Raw genomic sequence first — 26123 nt, 5'->3', positions numbered from 1 at the left:
CGTTAGCCCCTTGGCTCCAGGTCATTTCAACGATAGGAGGGCGAAACGCTAATTGATAGGTTACATCCCACCTACTCATCTCCTGTAGCGGAACACTGTTCAGGCTTAGCTAGCATCTCGTTCCACCAGAATGACATTTTCTGTCACTTGTTCAAAGGTGTCATCGTGACTGATAACAAACAGTTGCCGGAACGTTTTAATGTTGGCGATCGCCTCCGCTAAGCTCGCTCTGCGGGGCTTGTCCATATTGGTTGTTGGCTCATCGAAAAAGGCAATGTCAATATCAGCCAGCACCCGCAACAGCGCCAGCCTGACGGCAAGAGCCGCACACATCTGTTCGCCTCCAGATAGGTTAATGAACCGCCGAGGATGGGCACCATCTTGCACCAGAATCTCGTAATCCTTGCTCCACTCCAGGGCAACGTTGGGACGGTTGAGCAGTTCGCGAAAGATCCGATCGGCTTCACGGGAAATGCTTTGCACATACCGTTCTGTAACTCGTGGCCCCGCTTCCTTATAAACCTTGCGGGCAAAGGTGATAAACCGCCGCACTTTCTCCTTTTGTTTTAATTCAAGTTGGGCGCGATCGCGTTTATCTGCGATGTCCTGCAAGACCGTTGAGCGGTTGTCCAGTTCGGTTAACAGCGTTTGCTGTTGGGGTAAACCTCCAGCAAGTTGGTCGGCGCGGCTACGAGTTTGGTTGTACGCCGTTTCAACCTGCTGCCATTGGTCAGGGTCGTAGGTTTGCAGTAACGCCTCATACTGCGCTTGCACCTCCGCTCGTTTCGCTTCCACCGTTTGTAGTTGGGCGATCGCCGCTTGTAACTCGGCTTCTACTGTTGCTAACTGATTGGCATCGTTTTGATGCTGCAAATACACCAGATAACCAGGCTGATGCGTTTGCCGAACCCGCTGCTGTTCGGCGATTTGACTCTCTAGCGCGGCAAATGGCTCCAACTGGCGATCGCAGTCGGCAATATCTTGCTGAATGGCAGTCTGCGCCTGTTGAAGTTGAGTATGGGCAGCCTGAAGCCGCGAGTGCTGCTGAAGTTCCTGTGCTAAAAGCTGACAGCGACCTCTGGGGTTGCCCAACTGCTTTAATGTCTCAGCCACCTGCATCCATTGCTGTTGTAATGCTGGCTCGGCTGCAAGCTGTGATTGCAAATGGCTGAGCCGAGTTTGCAATGGCTCCAGGTCATCTTTTAGCTGGGTATAGTGCGCTGTTTTAGCATCCAGGGTGGCAAATTCTGCTCGATGTTGATAGGTAGTTTCTAGCTGAAGCTTGAGTTGGTGGAGCTGTTGCTTGAGTTTAGGGGCAGAAATTTGCTCAGATAAATCGGCCAGAATTTGCCAGAGTGCATTCAGCAGTTCTGTGTTCAGGTCAACGCCAGCCTGAATTGCAAACAGTGCCGACGATACAGAATCCGCCGCCAGCAGCGGCACTTCTTTCTGCATATCCCGCAGAATATCAATCGCCGATTCTGCCTTGTCTTGATGGCGATCGCGCTTTTCTTCGCCCTCGGTAACCAACTGCCGCAGTTCTGCTTCAAACTGGCGAGCCGCTTCTACCCGGCTGAGCTGTTCCTGGAGGCGATCGCGTTTTTGCTCCAGTTCTGCCATCTGGTCAACGCTGGCAGCCAGGGCTTGCACCCGCTGAATCTCGCGATCGAGCTGAGCCAGGTGCGCCTGTACGGTCGATTGCTGTTTGAGTAAGGTTTTCTGCTCTAGCTTCAGCGCTTGAATCTGCTGCAACTGCTCGGCAAGGCTGGCTTGCTGCTGTTCTAGTTCACCTTGCTGCATCACGGTAGGTTGGAACCGCTCGATCTCGGCTTGCGCGTTGGCGATCGACTCTAGCTGAAGCGAGAGTTTTGTTAGCTCGGTTTGGCGTTCGGCCAGGCGAATTTGGTGCGTTTCTCGCTGTTGGAGCAAAGCTTGCCGTTGCCTCATCTGCTGCTCTAGCTGCTCCAGGGTGGCCTCGGCTTGTAGCACCGCCTGATAGTGTTCGCGGTTGACGGTACAGGTTTGCACCGCTTGCTGCGATCGCGTCACGCTTTGCTGCAACAGCACGGTCGCCTGTTGCTGTCCGGCGATCTGTGCCTCTAACTGCTGCCGCTGTGCCTCTAGCCGTTGGACGTGTTGCGTTTGTCCTGCTAACCGCTCCTTTTCGGTTTGTAAGGTAGCCAGTTCTGCCCGAAGCTGCTGTAGAGACGATTCGGCGGTGGCAATGTCCTGCCTCAGTTGCTGCCGCCGTTGCTGGAGCGGTTCCCAGTCTTGCAGCCTTTCGTCGTATTGAGCGATCGTGCACTCCAGCTTATCTACTTCCACCTTGCCATACTTCTCCAGCGACAGCATTTGCTGAGTAGTTTGGCGGTATTCCTCGACTTTAAGCACCGTATCAAAAATCTTTTTGCGATTTTCAGGCGGTTGCAAAAAGTCAGCGGTAAAGGTGCCTTGCGGCACTCCAATGGTGTTAGCAAACAGTTTGCCCAAATCGGTGCCAATGGGTACGCCCATCTGCTGCCGCAACCACGGCATGATCTCGTCTTCGATATGCTTATAGTCGAGCTTTGAGCCAAGCTGGGGGTCATAAACGGTGTAGCCCTTTGTAGTACACCGCTGAATTTCGTAGGTGCGCCCGTCCCGGCTAGAAATAAAGGCAATAGTGGCCTGAGCGCTACCCGCGCCGTTGCGAATCAGGTCTTCAATTTTGTAAGCCCCCCGGTAATTAAACAGCGTCCAGGCGATCGCCTCTAAAATGCTGGTTTTACCTGCACCATTTTCGCCACAGATGGCATTGGTTCCGGGTTGGAACTGGAAGTGGCGATCGCTATGAGATTTAAAGTTCTTAAGCGTAACCGAGAGGATTTCCATGCCGCTCGCCTTTAGTTTCCAGCCGTCATTCTATCTAGAGTAGAACAGTTGCACCATTTAAGCCGATCGCTCCGCTCGATTGCAACCCAGAATCGTCAGGCGGGCTGGCCGTGAGACAAAATCTCCAGGTAGGCTTTGATCGTATGAAACAAGCCCATTTCTAACGCTTCTGCCATAAGGGCATGGCCGATCGAGACTTCTAAAACATGAGGAATAGTGCAGAACCGACTCAGGTTTTCCAGGTTCAAGTCATGCCCTGCATTAACCCCTAACCCAACGACTTGAGCCGCCCTGGCCGCTTCGGCATACTGAGGCAAGATGGAGTCAACCGTTCCCGCCCGAAAGGCAGCAGCATATGGCTCTGTGTAGAGTTCAACGCGATCGGCTCCGATTTTTTGCGCCGCTGCCATTGCAGCCGGATCGGCATCCATAAACAAGCTGACGCGAATGCCACTGGCCTGAAGCTGCTCAATGATGGGAATGAGGCGATCGCTGTCTTGCTCTAAATTCCAACCGTGATCCGACGTCAAAGCATCGGGAGAATCGGGCACCAGCGTACACTGGGTTGGCTTCACCCGGCAAACAATATCCATAAACGGCGATTCAAACGGGTTGCCCTCAATGTTGTACTCCGCCTGGGGATACTCACTGGCTAATAAGGCAGCCAGCTCATCCACATCACCGGGTCGAATATGCCGCTGATCCGGACGGGGATGCACAGTCACGCCGTAGGCTCCGGCATCGAGAACAATTTTGGCGGCTCTGGTTACGCTTGGGATACCGATGTTGCGCGAGTTTCTCAATAAGGCGACACGGTTGAGATTGACGCTGAGGTGGGTCATTAGAGTCTTGATGCTAGCGATTCACGTCCTGTTACTAAAGTACACAATACGATGAATGGCTCTTTCGGCTCAATATTCAATGCCCGGTTGCGCCTTCACGCCTTGCTCTCGAAACGGGTGCTTGATCAGGGTCATTTCTGTGACCAGATCGGCGCGATCGATCAACGCCTGGGGGGCACCGCGTCCCGTCAAGATGATGTGCGAATCGTCGGGTTTCTGGTCGAGTCCGGCCAACACCTGTTCGACTTGCAGGTAGCCCAACTTTAGCGCCACGTTCACTTCATCTAGCAGCACGGTGCGAAAATCGGCGTTACCAATAAAGCTCAATGCTTTTTCCCAGGCAGTTTGGGCAACGGCAATGTCGCGATCGCGATCCTGCGTTTCCCAGGTAAAGCCCTCACCCATCGCGTGAAATTCCAGTTGCGGGGCATTCCCGTCCGTGGCAACCGTCCAGTAGTCTAAAACCGCTTTTTCGGCGGGTTCCCAGGCTCCTTTAATGAACTGCACAATCGCCACGCGGTAGCCATGCCCCAGCGATCGCATCACCATGCCCAGCGCAGCAGTCGTTTTGCCTTTGCCGTTGCCTGTATTGACAATAATCAAGCCTTTTTTATTGGTGCGCTCTGCCAACCGCTGCTCTTGCACTTCCTTACGCCGCTGCATTTTGCGGCGGTACTGTTCATCTGGTAGCGCTGTTGCGGTTTGTTCGGCATCAGGCGTGGGCATAGAGTGTGTTTCCATAGAAGGCGACATTCAGCAACATCTATACAGAATCGCGCAAAACTGGGGCGATCGCTACGGTTCGTCAAAAATCTAACGTTACATCTTGGTCAACATCGTCCGCTAGCTGCGCCATGTCGCCCCGATAGTTTTGGTTAATGACTCTTGCTTTAGCGTGCAAGTGGTGGGGTACATGGCACAAATCAACCGGCAACCCGTGAACAATCAAAAACTCGGCAAGCTGATCGGAGTGGATATAAATGCCCTCAGCATGAAGCCGTTGCAGCAACCGTTTAAAGGTAGGCCAATCGGAAAAGGACTGAGGCTGCTCATCAGGAACGGCCTGGTTGAAGTCTGTTGAGGGAGAGTAGTTTAGCACAGCTACTTGTCCCCAAAAGCGAATCCTGCTGGATGGCTAAGTCCGGCGCAGGGTTAACAGGTTCATGATAGCGGTTTAAACTGCATCACAACCGCGCCGAGACATCCAGCACCACACGCAAACAGATTTGACCTAGCGGGGAACGTAGCCAGAAAGGCTAGGAACATACGTGCCAAACACCGAGCCGTCGGAGTTGTATAACTCAATCGGAATATCTGTGTTTTCGCTAATGGCGGCTAGCGCTCGCAACAGCGTGTTGACGTGATTCGTCACCTCGGCTCGGGTGTTGTAGTCGCCTGTTAGCTCGGTATTGGCGATCGCCGTTCTCACAGCCTGGTCATAATCGCTGGTCACCCGCACCTGAATTTTGTCTCGACTCATCGTAAACGTGCAGACGCGAGGGGTGCCTTCGCAGGTTCGCGCTAAGTTGGTTTGTGCGGTTTGCCGTGCCTCTACCTGCTGCAACGTTTCCTGGGCAACGGTTAACGCTCGACTGTAGGCACTCACCAGCGGTTGAGCCAGCGTATAGTAAGAGGTTGAAGTGGGTACTTGCTGGGCATTAGCCAGCGCATTACGCCATTGAGTCACTGCGTCGCCCCACTGGTTCTGCTGCTCCAGGCGGCGGGCTTCGTCTCCCAGGTTCAGCGCCTGGTTATAGGCAGTAGCGGCAATGTCTTCACGGCGCTGGCGATCGCGGGCGGCGGCTAACTTAGGCTGATAAATCGACAACAACTGCTGCCCTTCTGCATAGGCCATCGTCCCATTCGGAATTTCGTTGAGCAAATTGATCGCCACTTGCCAGGTTGAACCGGCAACCTGCCACTGCTCTAACGAAACGGCTGCACTCGAGCGAGCCGCCGCTGTTTCAGCGGTTGACTTCGCCAGGTTCATCTTATCTTGTGCTTTTTGCTCAACCAGGATGCGCTGATTGATGGCAGCAAGGTTAGCAGTGTAGTCTTGCTGCTTGCGTTGCGCCAGCGGAAACACCGGGCTATCGGTCGGCACACGCTCCAAACGGGCGATCGCCTTACGCCACAACCGCTGAATATCTTCCCAATCGGAGAGGGGATGGGGAGGGTTTTGGCTGCTCAACGCTGCCTGGTTTCCTAACTCCAACGCCGACACCACCTGACCCAACACTTGAGACTGAGCTTCGTAGCTGGTCAACAGGCTCTGCGCGGTTTGGTAGTATTTCGACCACAGTGGAATCGTATCGAGCAGATAGGCGGCTTCAGCCAGATTGTCGTACGTTTCAACGACTTGTTGGGCAGAGGTCGTGTTTTGCAGCGTTTGATCTGCGTCTTGCTGTAACCGCTGAGCCGTTTGCAGTGGAGGGCAGGCACCCATTACACAGGGTCGAGTCATTGCATAAAAAGACCCGGTAAAGGCCGCTACCCCAACGGCGATCGCCAGCACCGCCACCGGCAGCGGCAAACGCGACAAAATAGGAATTTGCCTTCCATACCCCTGGTCAAAGTCAAGCAAATCGTTGGCTTCAGCCAGGTCGTGAGCCGTGTTAGCCCATTCCGAGGCCAGAATAATGTTGCCGCTGGTGCTGGGGGTTGCCGGGTCGGAGGGCTGCTGCACAGCAGGGGAGACGATCGCCTCTGGTGCGGCGCGATCGATCGTCGCCTCCACGTCCAACAACACAAGATTGGGTTCCAAAATGAAGGGATGAACCGCGTAGGGATGGCGCTGCCCCGTCAACCGCAGATACAGCCGCACCGGAAGCAACTCTGCATCCTGCGATGCCTCCAGGTTAGCCTGAGGCTGTAGCCGCTGAATTGTGCCTGCCAGTGTCGAAAAAATTTGCTGAGCGTTGAGCGTCTCCTTCGGACGATGCTGCACCAGAACCAGCAACACTCCCTGCTTTAACGCACACCTCAGCTTTAAGAGCGGAACGTGAGGTAGTTGAGCCTGTAGCGCTTGCTGTAGCTGCTGCTCTAGAATCTGTAGCTCATTCTGGCGCGTAGCTGTTTTCATAAGATTAGATCACCGACCGACGGTTGGGGGAAGATTTGGCACAATAGGGGCATCGAACCAGTCGTTATCAATCCTACAGTTGCACGTTAGTTAATTTGCCTGTACTAATCTGACTACATCATCTGACCACATCTAGTTATACGTACCTACCAGGTGACCAGGATATAACAGGAAACTCATGGACATCTTAATCGTTGAAGATGAAGCCGAAATTGCCCAGTTAATTCAGCTCTATCTTGAAAAAGAAGGATTTTCCTGTCGTGTCTGTCGAGATGGTCTCACCGCCATCCAAATTTTTCAAGAGCAGAAACCAGATTTAATCATCCTCGATTTAATGATTCCCCAATTAGATGGGTTAGAAGTCTGCGCTCGCATTCGCCAGAAACCGGGCAGCAAAGATCCTTATATTCTGATGCTGACGGCTAAAGGGGAAGAAATGGATCGGATCATTGGGCTTTCGACCGGAGCCGATGACTACATGGTGAAGCCATTCAGCCCCAGAGAACTGGTTGCCAGAGTGCGGGCACTGTTGCGGCGGACGCTGCGCCAGGGAGGGCAGAGCCAGAGTTATCAAACCCAGCATTTTTCGATTGATGTCGATCAGCGAGTAGCACATCGCCTGGTAGACTCTGGTACAGCGGAACCGCTCGACTTAACCACGCTCGAATTTGACCTGCTGACCACGTTTATGAGCTATCCGGGGCGAGTTTGGAGCCGAACCCAGTTGATTGAGAAACTGTGGGGCAACGATTTTTTTGGGGATGAGCGAGTTGTGGATACGCACATTGCTCGGCTGCGGAAGAAGGTTGAACCAGATCCGGCGAACCCAACCTTTGTGAAAACGGTGATTGGGGTAGGCTACAAGTTCGAAGACGGTACGGGAGGCTAGGGGCGCGAGTGGCAAAAATTGGACTGCGATCGCGGCTGTTCCTCTCCCACGTCATTGTGATGCTGGTGGGGCTATCAACCTTGACGGTCATTGGCAAAGTATCATCCCCCCGCTTTTTCCGGGTGTATTTAGAGCAAATTGAGGTGGCGGGCTTTCGAGTTCGTCAAATTCGCACCGAACTGGTTCGCGGCTTTGAGCAAGCGTGGAGCCGTGGAGCCATCTGGTCGGTGGTGGTGGGGGCAACGGCAGCCGGAGGGTTGAGTTATCTGGTGTCCAAGCGTATCGTGCAGCCGCTAATCCAGATGGAGGAAATTACCAAAAAGTTTGCCGCAGGGCAAATGGATGCCAGGGTGCCACCGAACGAAATTCCAGAACTAGACCAGTTAGCCGCCAGCTTTAACCGGATGGCGATCGATCTCGAAAATGTAGAGCAGCGCCGCCGCGATCTGGTTAGCGATCTGACCCATGAACTGCGAACGCCGTTAACGGTAATTGGCGGCTATCTGGAAGGCTTGGCAGACGGAACGGTGGACGCATCGCCCGCCATTTACCAACTGCTGTCCAATGAAACCAGACGGATGCAGCGATTGGTCAACGATTTGCAGGAACTCTCGAAAATGGAAGCGGGCTACCTGCCAATTGATGCAAGGCCAGTCGATCTGCATCCGCTGCTGACGGCCTTGATTCAAAGGTTTTCCGACCAGCTCTCCGAAGGGATTGAACTGCGCCTTCATTACCCGCCTGAGACACCGCCTGTTTTAGCCGATCCGGGACGAGTAGAACAAATATTAGTTAACCTGATTGGCAATGCCTTGCGCTACACCTCCTCTGGTTCGGTTAGTGTTCAGGTGACCCCAGAAACCGACAAGGTGTGGCTGGCTGTGATTGATACCGGGCAGGGCATTGCGCCGGAGGATTTGCCCCACGTGTTTGAGCGGTTTTGGCGCGCCGATCGATCGCGCGATCGCACCTCTGGCGGCACCGGAATTGGTTTGGCGATTTCTCGACGGCTGGTTGAGCTGCAAGGCGGCAAAATTGAGGCAGAAAGCGAGGTAGGCCGGGGCAGCACCTTCCGGTTTTCGCTGCCGCTAGCCGAACGTAAACGCTTTGCGACATTGCAGCCATAGGGATGTCAAACCAACGCTCTACAGTAATAGCGTTGTGCATGAGATTTAGCCTATGTCTCTCCTTTCTTTAGCCCTACTGGCGATCGGGCTTTCACTGTTCGTTGGGTGGGGAATGGTTGGCTATTTGTTTCCCCACAGCCGCTTTCCGGATTAACGTTTCCGCTAAACGCTGGTATCTCCGGTCAGGGAGTGGCAAAATGATCCGTACGATTTGCTCAACACAAAAAGACTCATGACCATCCATCCCACTCTACAGACCGCTTTTACTCAACGGAATGCGCTCAAAATCATCAGTGGTTTAACTAATTTTGATGCCGATCGGGTTGCGGCAACGGTGAAAGCTGCCGATCGCGGTGGTGCCACCTTTGTAGATATTGCAGCCGATCCAGCATTAGTGACCCTCGCCAAGCAGCTCACCCAACTGCCCGTGTGCGTCTCAGCCGTGGAGCCTGAGCGGTTCGTTGCTGCCGTCAAAGCTGGAGCAGACCTGATTGAAATTGGCAATTTTGATGCGTTCTATGCCCAGGGTCGTCGCTTTGAAGCGGCGGAAGTCCTGGAACTGACCCGCAAAACCCGATCGCTGCTGCCGGCAATCCCCCTTTCGGTCACAGTGCCGCACATTCTACCGTTAGACCAGCAGGTACAACTGGCCGAAGAACTGGTCAATGCCGGGGCGGATATCATTCAAACCGAAGGCGGTACCAGCAGTAACCCAACCCACGCTGGCACCCTGGGGTTGATTGAAAAAGCAGCACCCACCCTGGCTGCCGCTTCTGAAATATCTCGTGCGGTTACGGTGCCGGTGCTGTGCGCGTCTGGCTTGTCTAGCGTTACCGCTCCGATGGCGATCGCCGCAGGAGCGTCTGGTATTGGGGTTGGTTCTGCGATTCATCAGCTCAACAGCGAAGTGGCAATGGTAGCCGTAGTTCGCAGCCTGGTTGAAGCATTAGCAACGGTTTCGTTCGATCGCGTTCGTCGCTAAGCAGATCGGCACCCGCTGGATCAGCACCCACGGCATTCAAGCTCGTTTCAATCATGTCTGGGGGCATCCCTTAGTGGATGCCCTTTTGCGTTGAAGTGATTTTGTGAGTGAGAACACCCCCACCCCTACTTCTCTATTAGCCCTATTTCTCGACTAGCCCTATTTCTGGACTAGAAAGTGGTGCCGCAGAAACAGATTACTATTACCGTTAAGAAGCTAATGCTCTAATTCTGAGAGAGTCTCTCGGTATATCGATGCAAAGCAGGTTTACGTTTCCAGTGGTACTGCTAAGCGTTGGTGCGGCGATCGCCTTTGCCGTGTTGTGGGCGCTTGAACAAAAGCAGACCTATCAGTTGACGATCGCAACCGCTAGCAAAGACGGAGAATATTATGCCTTTGCCCAAGCACTGGCAAATGTGGTGGAACGGCACGATCCCAAAATTGATATCACTGTATTAGAAACTAAAGGATCGCCTGAAAACATGCAACTGCTGGAGCAAGGGCGAGTCAATTTAGCGATCGTGCAAAACGATACCCCTGTGACTCCGTCGGTTCGCGCGATCGCCTATCTGTTTCCTGAAGTATTTCATCTGGTTGCCGCTGCGGATACAGACATTCAAACCGTCGCCGATTTGAAAGGAAAGCGGATCGCGCTCATGCCAGAAGGCAGCGGTTCCTATGCTCTGTTTTGGCCGCTCAGTCGGCATTATGGTTTAGCCGAAACCGATTTTGAATTTGTCTCACTTGGGGCAGCAGAAGCGCATACAGCCTTTCGCGCCGGGGAGGTCGATGCCCTATTTCGCGTGCTGGCTCTTGGCAATCCTTCAATTAGTGAACTGCTCAGCAATACGCAAGCCCGCCTAATTCCGATCGATCAGGCGACCGCGTTACGGCTATCCTTTCCATATTTGGAAGCGACTCAAATTCCGAAAGGTACCTACGATGGAGCCATTCCAACCCCACCCACTGACCTGCCCGTGGTGGGGGTGCGAGCTGTGCTAGTATCCCATGCGGATGTTAACCCCGAAGTGGTGCGGGCGATCGCGCAAACCCTGTTTGAATTTCGTAATGAGCTGGTGGCGCAATATCCCAGAGCGGCCAACATTACCCTGCCCGAATCGAGCATGAATTTAGGCTTGCCGATGCATCCGGGAGCGCGAGCTTATTACGACCAGGACGAACCCAGTTTTTTAGTCGAATATGCCGAGCCGATCGGGCTGCTGCTGTCGGTGTCGATCCTGATCTTTTCCGGCGTCTGGCAGTTTCGCCTGTGGTTGAAGGAGCGCCAAAAAAATCGCGCCGATATGTACAACTTAGAAATTCTCGGTTTAATTGATGACGTGCAAAAGTCGGTCGAGTTGGAACAGCTCAACCAGCTTCGTCGCTATTTGTTCGAGATTTTGCACAAAGTCGTTGTGGATTTGGACGAAGACCGGATTTCGCCCCAATCGTTTCAGTCGTTTGCTTTTACCTGGGAAATGGCGATCGCTACCATTCGCCATCGAGAAGTGGTGCTACTGAATCTCTACTCCAAGCAAGAGTTAAGCTCAGAACAGTCGGTCAAACAGTGAGTGGCGATCGGTAGAGTCAGCAAGACTTGGCTTTCCCAGCCCGGCTTAAAATTGGCTGACCTGGCGCAAAACAGAAACGAATCGGGATTCTTGCTATCCTGATAAGGAGCGCAGGTTCACAGAACTTAAACATTTTCCTATGAAATGTATCATTAACCGTCGAGCGCAGTTCGCGGCCAGCCATCGCTATTGGCTACCAGAGCTGAGCGAGACTGAAAACGCCGAGAAATTTGGGCTAGGCGCTCGCTTCCCTGGACACGGACACAACTACGTGTTGTATGTCTCGATGCTAGGAGAGCTAGATGACTATGGCATGGTGCTGAACCTCTCAGATGTGAAGCAGGTGATTAAGCGAGAAGTCACAAGTCAGCTCGACTTTTCTTACTTAAACGACACCTGGCCTGAGCTACAGCAAACGCTGCCGACAACCGAAAACTTAGCGCGGGTCATCTGGCAGCGTCTGGCTTCACACCTGCCGCTGGTTCGCATCCAACTCTTTGAAAGTCCGGAACTGTGGGCTGAATACGAAGGAAACGCTATGAACGCTTATTTAACCATTAGTACTCACTTTAGCGCGGCTCATCGCTTAGCCCTGCCGCATCTAACGCTAGAGCAAAACAGCGAAATTTACGGCAAGTGCGCTCGCGTCAACGGCCACGGACACAACTATCACCTGGAAGTAACGGTCACGGGAAAGATCGATCCGCGAACAGGTATGATTGCTGACCTGACAGCCGTGCAAAACGCGATCGATACCCACGTCGTTGAACCGTTCGATCACACCTTCCTCAACAAAGATATTCCTCACTTTGCCGAAGTTGTGCCCACCGCAGAAAATATTGCCGTTCACATTCGCGATTTGTTGCGTGCTCCAATCCGCGCAACCGGAGCAACACTGCACAAGGTGAAGCTAATTGAAAGCCCCAACAATTCCTGCGAGGTGTACTGTGTTGAGCCTGAGGCTCAACCCGTTGAGTCTGGCATAGAAGAACCTAACCTAGTTGAGGTATAAACAGCAGAGAGGGTGATCGCCCTCTCTTTTCCCAGTTTGAATTGTAGTTACCGCGCCTGAGCAATCACCGTGCGGTGGCGAGGGCTATTGCAAATCGCCGTTGGTTGGGTAAAACCCGCCTCGTAGATGGCCTGTTCCAGTTCCAGCCCAAAGTATTCATCTAAATACGGCTCCGTACTCTTGAGCAGCGTTAAGATGTAGGGCGGCATTTTGGCATAGATCTCCGACTTGGGATTCATGTCCATCATGGCAAAACAACCACCGGGACGCAGCACTCGACGCGCCTCTTGCAAGATGGCGATCGCCGCTGTTTGAGGCAGTTCGTGGAAGACTAAAAAGGCAGAAACCAGGTCAAAGGATGCCTCTGGCAAGCCTGTTTGCTCTGCTGCCGCATGAATCCACGTGGGGGCATGAGCCGTCGATGCATAGCTCATGGCGGAGGGTAAAGAGCTGCGTTGCTGGGAACGATATTGGGCGATCGCCAAAAAATAGGGCGACAGGTCAACCCCCGTAATTTGCGCTTCTGGATAGGTCGTATGCAGGGAAAATGTGCTCATGCCAACGCTGCAACCGATATCTAAAATCGCATTGGGCGAACCTGGAATCTGCTGACGCAACAGGTTGTGATAGCTCTGCCGCAGCATGGCATCCCCTTCTGCTCCGGCATCTTGCCAAATTCGAGCATGAACCGCATGAGCAGCCACTTCCACTTCCATCGCCGCATCCCAACTCAGGTTGCCCTGCTCGTAGGCGTGAAACGTGCGTAAATAATAGTCGGGATAAACCAACGCTGGATTTTGCAGCGTAGCAAGTTCGGCATCCCACTCCGGCGCAAACTCGGCAGCACTGCCGCGCGATCGCAGCGTTTTTACTTCATTGCGCCAATAGACCCCAATCGATTCAGCCCGTTTGATCATCATGCTGCGAGCCTGATGCTTGGCCAGGTGAGCCAGCGGCTTGATGGACAAGATGCCGTTGATCAGGGTAGAAGCGAGTCTAGGTGAGGATTCTACAGCCGCCGTCATAATTAATAATAGTTAAAGGTGGGGTTGATCTGCGTGAACGAGTGGCATTAACCAGACGGGCTAAAGCACCCTAGCACGACTGTATCATCTCCAATTAGCAGATGGCTGTCTGCTATTCCCAATGCTGCCGTTGTATCTCATCTATACTGAACAGTTTGAGCGGTAATTAGGCTAGCCGATGACCAACTCAGCCAAACGCAGTGCCGGACGCGGATACCTTGTGGATGATCATGGCGTTCGCCTACCCAGCGTCACAACTATCCTGAATGCGACGAAACCACAGGCCGATCGCGACTCGCTTCAGCAATGGCGGCAACGAGTTGGAACGGCTGAGGCCATGCGAATTTCCGGATCGGCTAGCAGACGAGGGACACTCACCCACAAGCAAATTAAAAGCTATTTGATCGGTGAAGAGATTCCCTGCCCAGAGGATGCTAAACCTTACTGGGAGAGCTTCAAACCCGTTTTAGGCCGAATTCACGACGTGCAGTTAGTGGAGAGCAAGGTGTTTCACTATGACCTGGGCTATGCCGGGAAGGTCGATTGTGTTGCCAGCTATCAGGGAGTGCCCTGCATTTGCGACTGGAAGACCGCCGATCGCCCCAAAGGCTCTATTGAACGGTTATATGACGGGCCGCTTCAGCTTGCCGCCTATTGTGGAGCGGTCAATCATCTCTATGCTGCTGCCGGAACCACCCTAAGCCATGCCCTACTGGCAGTAGCCATTCCAGATCAACCCGCTGAAGTGTTTTGGTTCTCTTCAGACGCAATGCGAGATTACTGGCAGCAGTGGCAAGAGCGGGTTGCGCTGTTTTATCAACGGTTTTAAACACAGAAATCGCCAGCCATGGGACTGGCGATCGCCATAATCCGACAATGCTGATTTAGCTAGGGAGCAGTTCCGGCGCTTGCAGCGAGTACATTGCCAGTGGCTCTGGAGCCTCTGGTGTCTTCACCAGTGCCGGAATCGAATCGCGCAATCGAGCCGTAAGCTGAATCGTCTTGGCATCATACACCTGAGTCAGCAGCTTTGGATAAAGACCAATGCCAATGATTGGGATGAGCAAGCAAGCAATGATAAACACCTCACGCGGTTCGGCATCCACTAACACCTCATGCGAGGTTAGCTCCTTGTTTTCGGGGCCATAAAAGATCTGCCGCAACATCGACAGCAGGTAAATGGGGGTCAAAATCACACCCACCGCGGCCAGAATGACCACAATCAGCTTAAACGGAAGCTCGTAGGCATCGCTGGTCGAAAAACCAACAAACACCATGATCTCAGCTACAAACCCGCTCATTCCCGGTAACGCCAGCGAAGCCAGGGAACAGGTCGTGAACATCGCAAAGATCTTGGGCATCTTCCGGCCAACGCCGCCCATTTCCTCCAGAATCAAGGTGTGAGTCCGGTCATAGGTTGCCCCAACCAGGAAGAACAAACTGGCTCCGATCAGCCCGTGCGACACCATTTGCAACACAGCACCGCTCAACCCCAGGTCGGTAAATGAGCCGATCCCGATTAGAACAAATCCCATGTGGGAAATAGAGGAGTAGGCAATCTTCCGTTTCAAGTTTCGTTGGGCAAACGAGGTTAGAGCGGCATAGATGATGTTTACCACCCCCAAAATTACCAACGCTGGAGCAACTACAGCATGGGCATCGGGCAACATTTCGCAGTTCATCCGAACCAGGGCATACCCACCCATCTTTAGCAGAATGCCAGCCAGCAACATGTGGACTGGGGCAGTGGCTTCACCGTGTGCGTCCGGCAACCAGGTATGCAGTGGAAAGATCGGCAACTTAACCGCATAGGCAATCAGGAAGCCTCCATACACCAGAAGCTGGAAGTTTATCGGAAAATCCTTTGCCATCAGCGATCGCATATCAAAGGTAACGGTGTCACCATAAAACGCCATCGCCAGAGCGCAGACCAGGATAAACAGCGAACCGCCTGCGGTGTACAGGATGAATTTTGTCGCAGCATACAGCCGCTTTTTACCACCCCAAATCGCCAGCAGCAGGTAAACCGGAATTAGCTCCAACTCCCATACCAGGAAGAACAGCAGCATATCCTGAACGGCAAAAACGGCAATTTGCCCACCGTACATCGCCAGCATCAGAAAATAAAACAGTCGCGGTTTTAGCGTCACAGGCCAGGATGCCAGAATAGCCAACGTGGTAATAAAACCAGTTAACAAAATCAGCGGCATCGATAGGCCATCTGCACCCACTGACCACCTCAAGTCGAGAGACGGAACCCAGGAATAACTCTCAACCAACTGCAAACCAGGGTCAGAAAAATCGTACTGCGTGTAGAAGGCATAGACCAAAACCGCAAAATCAATCAGTCCAACCGTCAGGGCATACCAGCGAATGGTTTTGCCATCTTTATCTGGCAAGAACGGGATCAGCAGCGACGCCAGTAGAGGAAACAGAATGACTGTGGTTAGCCAGGGAAAATTATCAATATTCATCAGCATTCATCAGCCAATTGTTATAAGCGATGAGATTTTGCAAGGAGCCAAAGCTCCCATTGAAGGACGATCGGCCGTGAGCCAGGGCAACCGCCCATGTCCACAGAGCTGATAGCGCCAAAATCAGGTGACTCCAGAAAGCAGAACTAAACCAAGAACAGCCCCAAATACGATCAGGGCATAGAACTGTGCCCGTCCGTTTTCCAGATACTTCAGTCCTTCCCCAGTCACCAGGGTGACAAAACCCGCCAGGTTCACAATGCCATCCACGATCCGCACATCCACCTCTAGCACTTGTCGTGCCAGACGACGGCTGCCCCGCACGAAGAGAGCATCATAAATCTCGTCAAAGTACCACTTGTTCAGTGACAGCTTGTACAACGGCTCAACGGACTTGGCGATCGCCGCAGGGTCAATCTTGTGTCTGAGATACATCAGCGATGCCAGGGTAATACCAATTAGCGCAATGCCAACGGAACTACCGCCCATCGTTAGAAACTCTGTCCAGTCGAAGGTTTCCAACGCCATCGAGGTTTCGTGTACCGCTTCTCCAGGGGGATGGATGAAGTCCTCAAAGTAATTCGCAAACGGAGTACCCACCAACCCAATTACCATAGATGGAATCGCCAGCACCACCAGCGGCAGTGTCATACTCAACGGCGATTCGTGTGGTTCGTGGCTGTGGTGATGATCCCCATGAGCGTCATGATCAGGCTCGTCATGATGCTCGACCCCAGCCGTTAGTTCCTGCGGGTTCATCGCCCCAGGGCCAAAGGCCAGCCCCAAACGCTGCAACTTTTCATTCTTAAGCTGTTGCTTAATCTCCGCCTCATTTCCCCGGAATGGTCCCTCAAAGGTCATGAAGTACATCCGGAACATGTAGAAAGCCGTAACCCCGGCGGTTAGCCAGCCAATGATCCACAAAAAAGGATTAACAGCAAAGGTTGAGCCTAAAATTTCATCCTTTGACCAGAACCCCGCAAAAGGAGGAATCCCAGAAATAGCCAGGGTGCCAATTAAAAAGGTAATGGCGGTAGCAGGCATATAGCGACGCAACCCACCCATCAAGCGCATGTCCTGAGCATAGGCTGGATCGTGACCCACCACAGACTCCATGCCGTGAATCACCGAACCGGAACCCAAAAACAGCATTGCCTTGAAGTAGGCATGGGTCATCAAGTGAAAAAGACCAGCGCCATACGCGCCCACTCCCATTGCCATCACCATGTAACCCAACTGCGACATGGTGGAGTAAGCCAACCCCTTTTTGATGTCGTTTTGGGTAATCGCGATCGACGCTCCCAGGAAAGCGGTGACGGCTCCTGTCCAGGCGATCGTATCCATCGCCATCGGCAGATGCTCGAACATCGGGAACATCCGCGCAATGAGAAAGACCCCGGCAGCCACCATCGTGGCCGCATGAATCAAGGCTGAGATTGGCGTTGGACCTTCCATCGCATCGGGCAACCACACATGCAGCGGAAACTGAGCCGACTTTGCCACCGGCCCTAAAAACACCAGGATGGCAAAAAACGAGGCCAGACCAGCACTAAGGGCACCCGATTCAACCAGTTGCTGAAGGCGATCGCCAATTTCAACAAACTCAAAGCTTCCAGTAGCCCAATACAGCGCCAAAATGCCCAGCAGTAACCCAAAGTCTCCCACACGGTTTGTGACAAATGCCTTTTGACATGCATCTGCCGCCGCTTTTCGGTCATACCAGAACCCAATCAGCAAGTAAGAACACATGCCGACCAGTTCCCAGAAAATATATACCTGAACCAGGTTGGGGCTAATAACCAACCCCAACATAGACGAGCTAAATAGACTCAGATAGGCATAGAAGCGAACATAGCCTGGATCATGAGCCATGTAGCCATCGGTGTAAACCATGACCAGAAACGCCACGGTAGTCACAATCACCAGCATCAATGCCGTTAAGTGATCGATGGTGTATCCCATCGTCAGGCGAAAATCTCCTGCCGCAGCCCATTCAATTGCTTGAGTGTATGTTTCGTGCCCCTGAATTTGGCTCCACAGAAGGGCAAATGACAGGGTCATTGCCGCTCCGATCAACGACACGATAAAGCCAGCGCATACTCTACGTAAATGGCTTGTTGCTTTGCTGTACGAAATTAAACCTAAGCCGACTAACATCGCTCCTGCCAGCGGCAGAACCGGAATCAACCAGGCATACTTATAAATCGGTTCCATGACTCACGCCTACTCCAAACCTTTCACCGAGTTGGCAAAACCGTTTACATTGTGACACATAGCCGTCTCGGTAGTTTCTCACTCCAGGTATAACCTCTCAAATCGTGATGAGACAGTGCATACAGAACAATTAGCTGTTAACTCAGCTATCCAATTCGCAGGACGTTCGTCCCAAGATCGGCATGACGCAAGTCGGCATTTCCTCTTGTATGGCAAGCGTCTCCATCTGCCTATCACTTTTGCAGGCAAGTTGTCCTGCTTTTAAAGAATTACTGATTTATTTCATAACCTCGATTCAGGTTAGCCAGCTCGAACCACTCCAGCATGATCTCCAGCCACGATTTGGGAAACACACTCAATATTGGCAGGGCAAAATAGCGATCGCCCCCACTTGGAGGTACATATAACCCCACGCTCGCTCTACAGCACCGACAGTTCACCGCTGCGAATGACATCCTACTGGGTCTTAAGCAACTGGTTCTCAAGGTGTCCCTGACGTTCGCAGTGAAAATTATGATGTTGCCATTGCTGCATGTCGATCGCCGCTAACGGATACAGAGATGAACAGGACGGTCGATAAACCTGACTAACCGCCGCCCACACCAAACTGCGAGTTACATCCAAGCCTGTTTTCCACCAAAATTCCCGATTAGCAGGAGTCCCTGTTTCTACCACAATATCTGGCTCAACCCAGATTCCATGAGCGCCCAGCAGAATCTTAGCCATCCACACGGCTCTGGGAAGATGGGTGGGCGAGGTAATTAACTGAACCTTGCGGGTCTGCCAATGCTGCAAAACAGGCAGGCCAAAGAAAAAGTTATCAAACGTAGAGTGAGCGCAATTTTCTAGCCAAACTTTCTGGATTGGGGCATTGGCTCGCTGAAAAATTAGCCAGACACAGGGCACTGGAGAACCAGTCGAAATCAAGATTGGCGTTTCAGGATGCTGCCTGGCTAACTCTGCCACATGAATTTCCCGTTGAATGCTGCCACCCAGAACCAGGAACGCATCAACTGGTTGGCTGGCCGCAGAGCGAAGCATGGCGCTGTTGATGAGCAACCAACCGCCCAATAAAACCCCGAACACCAGCAGACCAGCTCGTTTAGCTCGGCGTTTAAGCCACCGCCGCTGCACTCTGTTGAGCATAAGACATGGATTGAGTTAGGTAAAACCGCTAAGCCGAAGGCACCTGCGGCAAGGCATCCCGTTGCTCTTAGAGGATGTTTTAGAAGTCTGATTGGTAGCCCAACACCCGTAGGGGCATAGCATTCGGCAAACAACCCTCGAAATAAAACCAGAAGTATGGCCGGAATGCTACACCATCACAGGAGACATTACAAGAGACATTTTTTACTTATCAAACATCCTCTTACTGCAACCCTTCGCGCCATTAGTGTGGCATTAGAAGGGATTCCTATGCCAAATTATCGGAGAGTTGGTAAATTTATGCATCGATTTATCAGGAAAAAGAGAATGAGGACGTTAAATTAGCAGGAAAAGTTGGAGAGTTCAGCCTGATCTGTCCGAATTCCGCATCAGGGGGTTTTACGCTGCCATGCTGTGCGGCAACCGAGGAAAATTTTCCTCGTCTTGCCTGGAAGACACTGAAGCAAACTGGCACAGAGTTGTTCCAGGTTAACTGAACGGCTTGACTATCCTAGAATCCAGCTCATTTCAAGAAATAGTTTTGGTTGTGTGAGGAGTGGAGCTATTTCGGGAATCATGCTATGGCAAGTTATTGCATCAAGCCAGATAGACCCACCATTCATTGACCCTGGCGTTTCTTCAACTCTGTTTCTGCTCAATTGGTTCGGCTCAATCTGTTATCCATTCCCCCAAACTTAACCCCACATCTGTTCTTAACTAGCCCTGGTTGTCACAATGAAGCACCCTTCTCTTCCACACCTGCTGCAAGTAGCCCTGTTTGGTGGGGCGATCGCTACAACCACTACGCTGTCTTTTCTGAGTCCAGTCTTAAGTCCTGCTGTAAATGCAGCACTAGAAGATAGTCCAAAAGCCCTATTGGACGAAGCCTGGCAGATTGTGAATCGAGAATACGTTGACACGACCTTTAATCGGGTTGACTGGCAACAGGTTCGGCAGGAATTGCTTGGACGAGAATATACGTCTCGCGAAGAAGCCTACACGGCACTCAGAGAATCGCTAGAGCGCCTGGAAGATCCCTACACTCGCTTTCTTGATCCCAGACAATATCGCGCCCTCACCAGTCAAACGTCTGGAGAACTGTCTGGCATTGGTATTCGGTTGCGGCTAGACGACAACACCCAGTCGTTAACGGTAGTCGAACCGATTCAAAACTCTCCAGCAATGGTGGCAGGCGTTCAGGCGGGCGATCGCATTTTAGCCATCGATGGCAAGCCGACTCAGGGGATGACCGTTGATGAAGCATCTGAGCTAATCCGAGGTGAAATCGGCACTCGCATCACGCTGCGAATTGACCGCACCGGAACGGGTGCCTTTGATTTACCGTTAACCCGTGAGCGCATTCAACTGCGTACGGTTAACTACGCCTTGAAGCGTGAAGGAAATGTCCAGGTGGGCTACATCCGTCTGGCAGAGTTCAGTGGTCATGCGTCTGAGCAAATGCAACAGGCGATTGAAGAGCTAACCAAACAGGGTGCTGAAGCATTTGTTTTGGATTTGCGCGGTAATCCGGGTGGTTTGCTGCAAGCCAGTATTGATATTTCGCGCATGTGGATGGAGCAGGGGGCGATCGTGCGAACCGTCGATCGAGCAGGCAATAGCAAAGAAACAACCGCGAACCACACAGCCCTGACCAACCTACCGCTCGCTGTGTTGGTGAACGGTAACTCGGCCAGTTCCAGCGAAATCTTGACTGGGGCATTGATGGATAACCAGCGTGCCACCATTGTAGGTAGCCGCACATTTGGTAAAGCGTTGGTGCAATCGGTACATGCGCTGTCGGATGGATCGGGCTTAGCCGTGACGATCGCCCACTACTACACACCGGGCGGAACCGACATCAGCCACCGTGGGATCACGCCCCACGTTCAAATTGATCTCACGGATCAACAGCGGCAACAACTGACCAGCAATCCCAATCTGCTGGCTACTCCATCCGATCCGCAGTATGCGGGTGCAGTAGACTCATTGCGGCAAAGCGTGTTGGCAAACCGCACCCTGCCCAGTCAAAACCAACAGGTTTCTGAGCGCAGTCCAGAGACAACAATGGATGCGAATCGGCGGGCTTATCAGTAGGCCACTGGCCGCTATTGAGGTTGCCGAACTGTATCGGGTTGATGTTGAGTGACGCGGGGCATTGGCAATTGGCAAGAGACATCCTGCCTGTTGCCAATTGCCCCTTTTGTATAGTTCTTTGCCAGACATCCGTGGCTCTCACAACCGGGCAGAATGCATCGTGAGGAACTGCTGGACTCGCTGCCAAACCTGAGCCACCAGATCGGGGTGGTCGGCATCAAACCACTCAATTTGGCGATCGGCTCGAAACCAGGTTCGTTGGCGCTTCGCAAACTGACGCGTATGCAGAACGGTAAGATCGATCGCCTCTGGCAACGAAAGGTCTCCAGCCAGGTATTGTTTTACCTCCTGGTAGCCCAGCGTGTTCAGCAACGGCAGATCCGCTCCATAGGTTTGACAAAGGGTTTCAACTTCCTCAACAAATCCGTCGGCAATCATTTGATGCGTACGCTGTTTAATTCGAGCAGTCAGGGGATCATCAACCATCGATCGAGAAGAGCCATCTGTGGCAGCAAGGCAGTCCAAACCAATTTGCAAAATTGGATAGAGAGGTGGACGCTCTCCCTGCTGCACGGTGATCGATCGCCCCGTGGTGTAGAACACTTCCAGCGCCCGCAAGGTTCGCACCTGATCGTTTGGGTGAATTTTTTGAGCCGATGCAGCATCCACCTGCCGCAGCAAGGAATAGCACTGCGGTTGACCGAGGTTCTGGAGCTGCGATCGCAACTCTGGCTGCGGGGCAACTCTGGGAATCTGCATTCCACGCACAATAGAACGGATATAGAGTCCAGTTCCACCCACCAACAGCGGAATAGGAGCGCTCCCGCTCCAGGGTTCTGCGCCACCGTAGTTGACCGTTGGGCGATCGCCAACGCGGCCACATTTTTCGTGGCATTGACGGATGAGTGCCTGCGCCTGCGCTTGATACTCTGCCAATGTCAATGTTTCTGTAGGGTTGCAACTATCTATCAAATAATGCGGCACGCGCAGCCGATCGCTGATGGAGGGCTTGGCCGTACCAATATTAAACTCCCGATACACTTGACGAGAATCGGCACTTAAGATCACAGCCGGAAGATGGTGTGATAGAGCGATCGCCAAACCAGACTTACCAGTTGCCGTTGGGCCACAAATAACGATTAGAATAGGAACAGCAGACTTCAGTACAAATGTATTACTATCGTTAGTCACAAAATGCTTCAACTTATCGCATCAAGGTTGCTCCATCCCTATCATAAAATCCGCTTGAGAGTTGGCTAAAATCGCCTCAAAGCCTTGTATGCTATAATTTTGATAGATTTTGGTGATATGGAGTCTAGACGGCTTCAAGCCAGTTATAGGAGCGCTTCATCACATGACGACAAACTACGGTGCCGATCAAATTCAAGTCCTGGAAGGATTGGAGCCTGTTCGCAAGCGTCCGGGTATGTACATTGGCACCACTGGTCCTCGCGGGCTTCATCATTTGGTGTACGAAGTTGTAGACAACTCGGTGGATGAAGCACTCGCCGGATACTGCAAAAACATCCAAATTAGCCTTGAAGCTGACGGCTCAGTTACGGTTACAGATGATGGTCGTGGTATTCCTACCGATATTCATCCTCGAACCGGTAAATCGGCGCTGGAAACCGTTATGACCGTACTACACGCTGGCGGTAAGTTTGGTGGTGGCGGCTACAAGGTATCGGGCGGTTTACACGGGGTTGGGATTTCGGTCGTCAACGCCTTGTCCGAGTGGGTTGAAGTCACCGTTTGGCGAGACAAGCGAGTTCACCTACAGCGGTTTGAACGCGGTGTTCCCATCGGTGAGCTTCAGGTCAAACCCAGTTCGGAAAACCGGACGGGCACCTCGGTTTCGTTTAAGCCGGATAGTGAAATCTTCACAGTAGGCATTGAGTTTGACTACGCTACGCTGGCTGGACGGCTGCGAGAACTGGCCTACCTCAACGCGGGCGTTGAAATTTCCTTTACAGACAATCGGCTTGAACTGCTCAAAAGCAGCGAACCCCGAGTAGACGTGTTCCATTATGCTGGCGGCATTAAAGAATACGTTGCCTACATGAACAAAGATAAGCAACCGTTGCATGAAGAAATCATCTTCGTGCAGGGGGAGCGAAATAACGTGCAGGTGGAGGTGTCGTTGCAGTGGTGCGTCGATGCCTACAGCGATAACCTGTTGGGGTTTGCCAATAACATCCGCACGATTGATGGGGGAACGCACCTGGAAGGGTTGAAAGCGGTGTTGACCCGAACCATGAATGCCATTGCCCGTAAACGCAACAAGATTAAGGAACACGAATCCAATCTGGCTGGAGAGAACGTCCGGGAAGGATTGACAGGTGTGATATCGGTCAAAGTTCCTGACCCTGAGTTTGAAGGTCAAACGAAGACGAAGCTGGGCAACACCGAGGTTCGCGGCATCGTTGATTCGTTAGTGGGGGAAGCGTTAACCGAATACCTAGATTTTCGGCCTAACGTAGCGGATGCCATTCTGGAGAAGGCCATTCAAGCCTTCAACGCCGCAGAAGCGGCTCGACGAGCCAGAGAATTGGTGCGGCGGAAGTCGGTGTTAGAGTCGTCTACGCTTCCCGGCAAGCTGGCCGACTGTAGCTCACGCGACCCGTCGGAATCGGAGATTTATATCGTTGAGGGCGATTCGGCTGGAGGCAGCGCTAAGCAAGGACGCGATCGCCGTTTCCAGGCAATTTTGCCGTTGCGAGGCAAGATCCTCAACATTGAAAAGACCGATGATGCCAAGATCTACAAAAACACCGAAATTCAGGCATTAATTACGGCTCTGGGATTGGGGATTAAAGGCGAGGAGTTTGATTCGTCTCAGCTTCGCTACCATCGCATCATCATCATGACGGATGCAGACGTAGACGGGGCGCATATCCGCACCCTGTTGCTCACCTTCTTTTATCGGTACCAACGCGCCATGGTCGATCAGGGGTTTGTCTACATTGCTTGTCCTCCCCTGTATAAGATTGAGCGTGGACGCAGCCACCAATACTGCTACAGCGATCGCGAACGGAACACCATCATTTCAAACTTCCCAGACAACGCCAAGTACGAAATTCAGCGGTTTAAGGGCTTAGGCGAAATGATGCCACAGCAGTTGTGGGAAACCACGATGAATCCAGAAACCCGGACGTTAAAGCGAGTGGAGATTGAAGATGCGGCAGAAGCCGATCGGATCTTTACGGTGCTAATGGGCGATCGCGTTGCGCCCCGGCGCGAATTCATTGAAACCCACGGACCCAGGTTAAATCTGGAAGATCTGGATATTTAGGTCTGAGAGACTGATTGGTAGGGGAGTGTTTGTGCTGAACAACCTGCCGATCGCTCTCCACCGTTCAGACGTTATTTAAAGCGTAGCAAACCATCTGCGTCCCCTAATCCCATGATGGGATTAGGGGGCAATTTTTTTATACCGTTCTCTATACAGTTGAGAGGTCTACGGAAGCAGACCGTTGAATACCGAGATGCATGGGAAATCTTGAAGGTCGCTTGAGTGGTGTGTCACACCTTTAAACCAATTTTTGAGATACCCTCCAAACAGGAACTCTTGAAACTCAAACGTGAAAACTCAAACGTGACGACTCTGTTAGATCTTTGTTAAATACGCTCTTGAACAGTTGAATTGCCAACATAATCTATCAAGTACGCCCCCTGTCACTGTCCCTGATTTTTTGAAAACCCGTGTTTAAATACCTTCCACCGCTCAACGAGCATAACCTTCCCTATCCCGATACCATTCACCCAATCGTGGTGCATTTCGTGATTGCGATGGTGCTGTTTGCAGTGTTCTGCGATATCCTGGGATATTTTACGAAAAACTCCAAACTATACGAAGTCAGTTGGTGGAATCTTGCCTTTGCCACGGTTTCGATCTTCATTGCCATCATTTTTGGACAGATTGAAGCGGGGCTGGCAGAGCCTTATGCTGCATCTGTTTCAACGCTGAATATCCACACTGTTTTGGGGTGGTCGCTCTCAGGCATTTTGGCGATCGTCACTGCATGGCGGTATGTGCTGCGGTTGCAGGAAAGACCCGATTTACCCCTTCCTTACCTTGCAGCGAGTGTGCTGCTGGTTGGGCTAGTTTGTATTCAGTCCTACCTGGGCAGTTTACTCGTTTGGGTGTATGGTCTGCATACCATTCCTGTCGTAGATGCCATTAGAAGAGGTCTGTCATGAATCCAGAGCTATTGCAACAGTGGGATAGCCTGGGGGTAAATGGGTTGCCCTACATCATTCCTATCCATCCCAATCTGGTGCACCTAACCCTGGGGTTGTTTATTGTGGCGATCGCCTTTGACATTGTAGGAGCGCTATTTCCCCTGGACAAAGCAGCGTTTAAGTATCTTGCCATCCCCGTGACCCGCTCTGCCCTGTTTGATGTCGGTTGGTATAACCTGTTGGCAGCCGCAGTCGTTACCTTTTTTACGGTGATGGCGGGGTTGTTTGAAGTGTCTCTGGCGGTACCGCTGGCAGATGTCACCAGCGCCTGGGGGTTTCATGCCCTGGAAACCATGATTATGCACGGCGTGGGTGGGGTGCTTATTTTAACGTTGATTGTGGCAATGACCGTTTGGCGGGGCTTTCAGCGCTATCAGTGGCGCAAAGACATGGCCAGACAGGTGCAGTGGAGCTATATTGCGGCTGGTTTGTTTGTTTTTGTTCTAATGTTTGTGCAGGGAACGCTGGGCGCACACTTGGGGGCTGAATTTGGCGTTCACATTACAGCCGATCAACTGCTGCACTTGGGCGAAAATCCGAATCAACTCTAGG

Annotated in this window: 21 protein-coding genes; 10 read left to right on the top strand and 11 right to left on the bottom strand. The window is 52.3% G+C overall.

The window, feature by feature from the left end:
- Nucleotides 1-105 precede the first annotated feature (105 nt).
- The 5 genes from IQ268_RS04930 to IQ268_RS04910 all read right to left on the bottom strand — a co-directional run bounded on the left by IQ268_RS04930 (nt 106) and on the right by IQ268_RS04910 (nt 6795).
- The gene (locus IQ268_RS04930) at nt 106-2871 is read right to left on the bottom strand and encodes an AAA family ATPase (RefSeq protein ID WP_193876143.1); all 2766 of its coding nucleotides are present in this window, start codon (nt 2869-2871) and stop codon (nt 106-108) included.
- Between the two features lie 95 nt (nt 2872-2966).
- Nucleotides 2967-3713: a pyridoxine 5'-phosphate synthase gene (locus IQ268_RS04925; protein ID WP_193876141.1), complete on the bottom strand. Its 747-nt coding sequence runs from the start codon at nt 3711-3713 to the stop codon at nt 2967-2969.
- A gap of 69 nt (nt 3714-3782) precedes the next feature.
- Nucleotides 3783-4439: a cob(I)yrinic acid a,c-diamide adenosyltransferase gene (cobO, locus tag IQ268_RS04920; protein ID WP_193876139.1), complete on the bottom strand. Its 657-nt coding sequence runs from the start codon at nt 4437-4439 to the stop codon at nt 3783-3785.
- A 79-nt stretch (nt 4440-4518) separates the two neighbouring features.
- Complete coding sequence (locus IQ268_RS04915; RefSeq protein WP_193876137.1) at nt 4519-4812, bottom strand: hypothetical protein; 294 nt, start codon at nt 4810-4812, stop codon at nt 4519-4521.
- Between the two features lie 132 nt (nt 4813-4944).
- A complete protein-coding gene (locus tag IQ268_RS04910; RefSeq protein ID WP_193876135.1) occupies nt 4945-6795 on the bottom strand; it encodes a hypothetical protein in 1851 nt (616 codons plus the stop codon).
- Between the two features lie 178 nt (nt 6796-6973).
- On the opposite strand from IQ268_RS04910, the gene IQ268_RS04905 reads away from it, so the two are divergent.
- The 5 genes from IQ268_RS04905 (at nt 6974) to IQ268_RS04885 (ending at nt 12376) form a co-directional block, all read left to right on the top strand.
- Complete coding sequence (locus IQ268_RS04905) at nt 6974-7684, top strand: response regulator (RefSeq protein WP_193876133.1); 711 nt, start codon at nt 6974-6976, stop codon at nt 7682-7684.
- 8 nt (nt 7685-7692) lie between these two features.
- Nucleotides 7693-8811: a HAMP domain-containing sensor histidine kinase gene (locus IQ268_RS04900; protein WP_339383553.1), complete on the top strand. Its 1119-nt coding sequence runs from the start codon at nt 7693-7695 to the stop codon at nt 8809-8811.
- Between the two features lie 232 nt (nt 8812-9043).
- Nucleotides 9044-9793, top strand: a complete 750-nt coding sequence (locus tag IQ268_RS04895; RefSeq protein WP_193876131.1) for a DUF561 domain-containing protein — start codon at nt 9044-9046, stop codon at nt 9791-9793.
- Between the two features lie 254 nt (nt 9794-10047).
- On the top strand, nt 10048-11364 hold the full coding sequence (locus IQ268_RS04890; protein WP_193876129.1) for a TAXI family TRAP transporter solute-binding subunit: 1317 nt from the start codon (nt 10048-10050) through the stop codon (nt 11362-11364).
- Nucleotides 11365-11503: 139 nt separating this feature from the next.
- Nucleotides 11504-12376: a 6-carboxytetrahydropterin synthase gene (locus IQ268_RS04885; RefSeq protein ID WP_193876127.1), complete on the top strand. Its 873-nt coding sequence runs from the start codon at nt 11504-11506 to the stop codon at nt 12374-12376.
- 47 nt (nt 12377-12423) lie between these two features.
- Here the strand turns inward: IQ268_RS04885 and IQ268_RS04880 are convergent, their stop codons facing one another.
- Complete coding sequence (locus tag IQ268_RS04880; RefSeq protein WP_193876125.1) at nt 12424-13401, bottom strand: class I SAM-dependent methyltransferase; 978 nt, start codon at nt 13399-13401, stop codon at nt 12424-12426.
- A 178-nt stretch (nt 13402-13579) separates the two neighbouring features.
- Between IQ268_RS04880 and IQ268_RS04875 the strand changes: the two genes are divergently transcribed.
- Nucleotides 13580-14230, top strand: coding sequence for a PD-(D/E)XK nuclease family protein (locus IQ268_RS04875; RefSeq protein ID WP_193876123.1), 651 nt, complete (start codon nt 13580-13582; stop codon nt 14228-14230).
- 55 nt (nt 14231-14285) lie between these two features.
- Here the strand turns inward: IQ268_RS04875 and ndhD1 are convergent, their stop codons facing one another.
- The 4 genes from ndhD1 to IQ268_RS04855 all read right to left on the bottom strand — a co-directional run bounded on the left by ndhD1 (nt 14286) and on the right by IQ268_RS04855 (nt 19235).
- Complete coding sequence (gene ndhD1 / locus IQ268_RS04870) at nt 14286-15869, bottom strand: photosynthetic/respiratory NAD(P)H-quinone oxidoreductase subunit D1 (RefSeq protein ID WP_193876282.1); 1584 nt, start codon at nt 15867-15869, stop codon at nt 14286-14288.
- A gap of 129 nt (nt 15870-15998) precedes the next feature.
- Nucleotides 15999-18089, bottom strand: coding sequence for an NAD(P)H-quinone oxidoreductase subunit 5 (locus IQ268_RS04865; RefSeq protein WP_193876122.1), 2091 nt, complete (start codon nt 18087-18089; stop codon nt 15999-16001).
- Between the two features lie 269 nt (nt 18090-18358).
- A complete protein-coding gene (locus IQ268_RS04860) occupies nt 18359-18502 on the bottom strand; it encodes a hypothetical protein (RefSeq protein ID WP_193876120.1) in 144 nt (47 codons plus the stop codon).
- A 43-nt stretch (nt 18503-18545) separates the two neighbouring features.
- Nucleotides 18546-19235, bottom strand: a complete 690-nt coding sequence (locus IQ268_RS04855) for a YdcF family protein (protein WP_193876118.1) — start codon at nt 19233-19235, stop codon at nt 18546-18548.
- Nucleotides 19236-19970: 735 nt separating this feature from the next.
- Here IQ268_RS04855 and ctpB point away from each other — a divergent pair.
- The gene (gene ctpB, locus IQ268_RS04850; protein WP_193876116.1) at nt 19971-21329 is read left to right on the top strand and encodes a carboxyl-terminal processing protease CtpB; all 1359 of its coding nucleotides are present in this window, start codon (nt 19971-19973) and stop codon (nt 21327-21329) included.
- A 138-nt stretch (nt 21330-21467) separates the two neighbouring features.
- Here the strand turns inward: ctpB and miaA are convergent, their stop codons facing one another.
- Complete coding sequence (miaA, locus tag IQ268_RS04845) at nt 21468-22520, bottom strand: tRNA (adenosine(37)-N6)-dimethylallyltransferase MiaA (protein WP_339383552.1); 1053 nt, start codon at nt 22518-22520, stop codon at nt 21468-21470.
- A gap of 163 nt (nt 22521-22683) precedes the next feature.
- Here miaA and gyrB point away from each other — a divergent pair, with 163 nt between their 5' ends.
- The 3 genes from gyrB to IQ268_RS04830 all read left to right on the top strand — a co-directional run bounded on the left by gyrB (nt 22684) and on the right by IQ268_RS04830 (nt 26122).
- Nucleotides 22684-24621 carry a DNA topoisomerase (ATP-hydrolyzing) subunit B gene (gene gyrB / locus IQ268_RS04840; RefSeq protein WP_193876114.1) on the top strand — a complete coding sequence of 646 codons (1938 nt, stop codon included), beginning with the start codon at nt 22684-22686 and terminating at the stop codon, nt 24619-24621.
- 410 nt (nt 24622-25031) lie between these two features.
- A complete protein-coding gene (locus tag IQ268_RS04835) occupies nt 25032-25529 on the top strand; it encodes a DUF2231 domain-containing protein (RefSeq protein WP_193876112.1) in 498 nt (165 codons plus the stop codon).
- The gene (locus tag IQ268_RS04830; RefSeq protein ID WP_193876110.1) at nt 25526-26122 is read left to right on the top strand and encodes a DUF2231 domain-containing protein; all 597 of its coding nucleotides are present in this window, start codon (nt 25526-25528) and stop codon (nt 26120-26122) included. The genes IQ268_RS04835 and IQ268_RS04830 overlap by 4 nt, the downstream gene beginning before the upstream one ends.
- Nucleotide 26123: the final 1 nt, after the last annotated feature.

Source organism: Oculatella sp. LEGE 06141, assembly GCF_015207605.1.
Taxonomy (GTDB): domain Bacteria; phylum Cyanobacteriota; class Cyanobacteriia; order Elainellales; family Elainellaceae; genus Oculatella.
This window is presented reverse-complemented; position numbering and strand designations above follow the sequence as displayed.

Excerpts from the sequence above, each read along its gene's own strand:
- IQ268_RS04880 (WP_193876125.1), bottom strand. The coding sequence starts at position 13,401 with ATGACGGCGGCTGTAGAATCCTCACCTAGACTCGCTTCTACCCTGATC.
- IQ268_RS04910 (WP_193876135.1), bottom strand. The coding sequence starts at position 6,795 with ATGAAAACAGCTACGCGCCAGAATGAGCTACAGATTCTAGAGCAGCAG.
- IQ268_RS04890 (WP_193876129.1), top strand. The coding sequence starts at position 10,048 with ATGCAAAGCAGGTTTACGTTTCCAGTGGTACTGCTAAGCGTTGGTGCG.
- IQ268_RS04925 (WP_193876141.1), bottom strand. The coding sequence starts at position 3,713 with ATGACCCACCTCAGCGTCAATCTCAACCGTGTCGCCTTATTGAGAAAC.
- IQ268_RS04855 (WP_193876118.1), bottom strand. The coding sequence starts at position 19,235 with ATGCTCAACAGAGTGCAGCGGCGGTGGCTTAAACGCCGAGCTAAACGA.
- IQ268_RS04905 (WP_193876133.1), top strand. The coding sequence starts at position 6,974 with ATGGACATCTTAATCGTTGAAGATGAAGCCGAAATTGCCCAGTTAATT.
- IQ268_RS04830 (WP_193876110.1), top strand. The coding sequence starts at position 25,526 with ATGAATCCAGAGCTATTGCAACAGTGGGATAGCCTGGGGGTAAATGGG.
- IQ268_RS04885 (WP_193876127.1), top strand. The coding sequence starts at position 11,504 with ATGAAATGTATCATTAACCGTCGAGCGCAGTTCGCGGCCAGCCATCGC.
- IQ268_RS04875 (WP_193876123.1), top strand. The coding sequence starts at position 13,580 with ATGACCAACTCAGCCAAACGCAGTGCCGGACGCGGATACCTTGTGGAT.
- gyrB (WP_193876114.1), top strand. The coding sequence starts at position 22,684 with ATGACGACAAACTACGGTGCCGATCAAATTCAAGTCCTGGAAGGATTG.
- IQ268_RS04895 (WP_193876131.1), top strand. The coding sequence starts at position 9,044 with ATGACCATCCATCCCACTCTACAGACCGCTTTTACTCAACGGAATGCG.
- ctpB (WP_193876116.1), top strand. The coding sequence starts at position 19,971 with ATGAAGCACCCTTCTCTTCCACACCTGCTGCAAGTAGCCCTGTTTGGT.
- IQ268_RS04930 (WP_193876143.1), bottom strand. The coding sequence starts at position 2,871 with ATGGAAATCCTCTCGGTTACGCTTAAGAACTTTAAATCTCATAGCGAT.
- IQ268_RS04865 (WP_193876122.1), bottom strand. The coding sequence starts at position 18,089 with ATGGAACCGATTTATAAGTATGCCTGGTTGATTCCGGTTCTGCCGCTG.
- cobO (WP_193876139.1), bottom strand. The coding sequence starts at position 4,439 with ATGCCCACGCCTGATGCCGAACAAACCGCAACAGCGCTACCAGATGAA.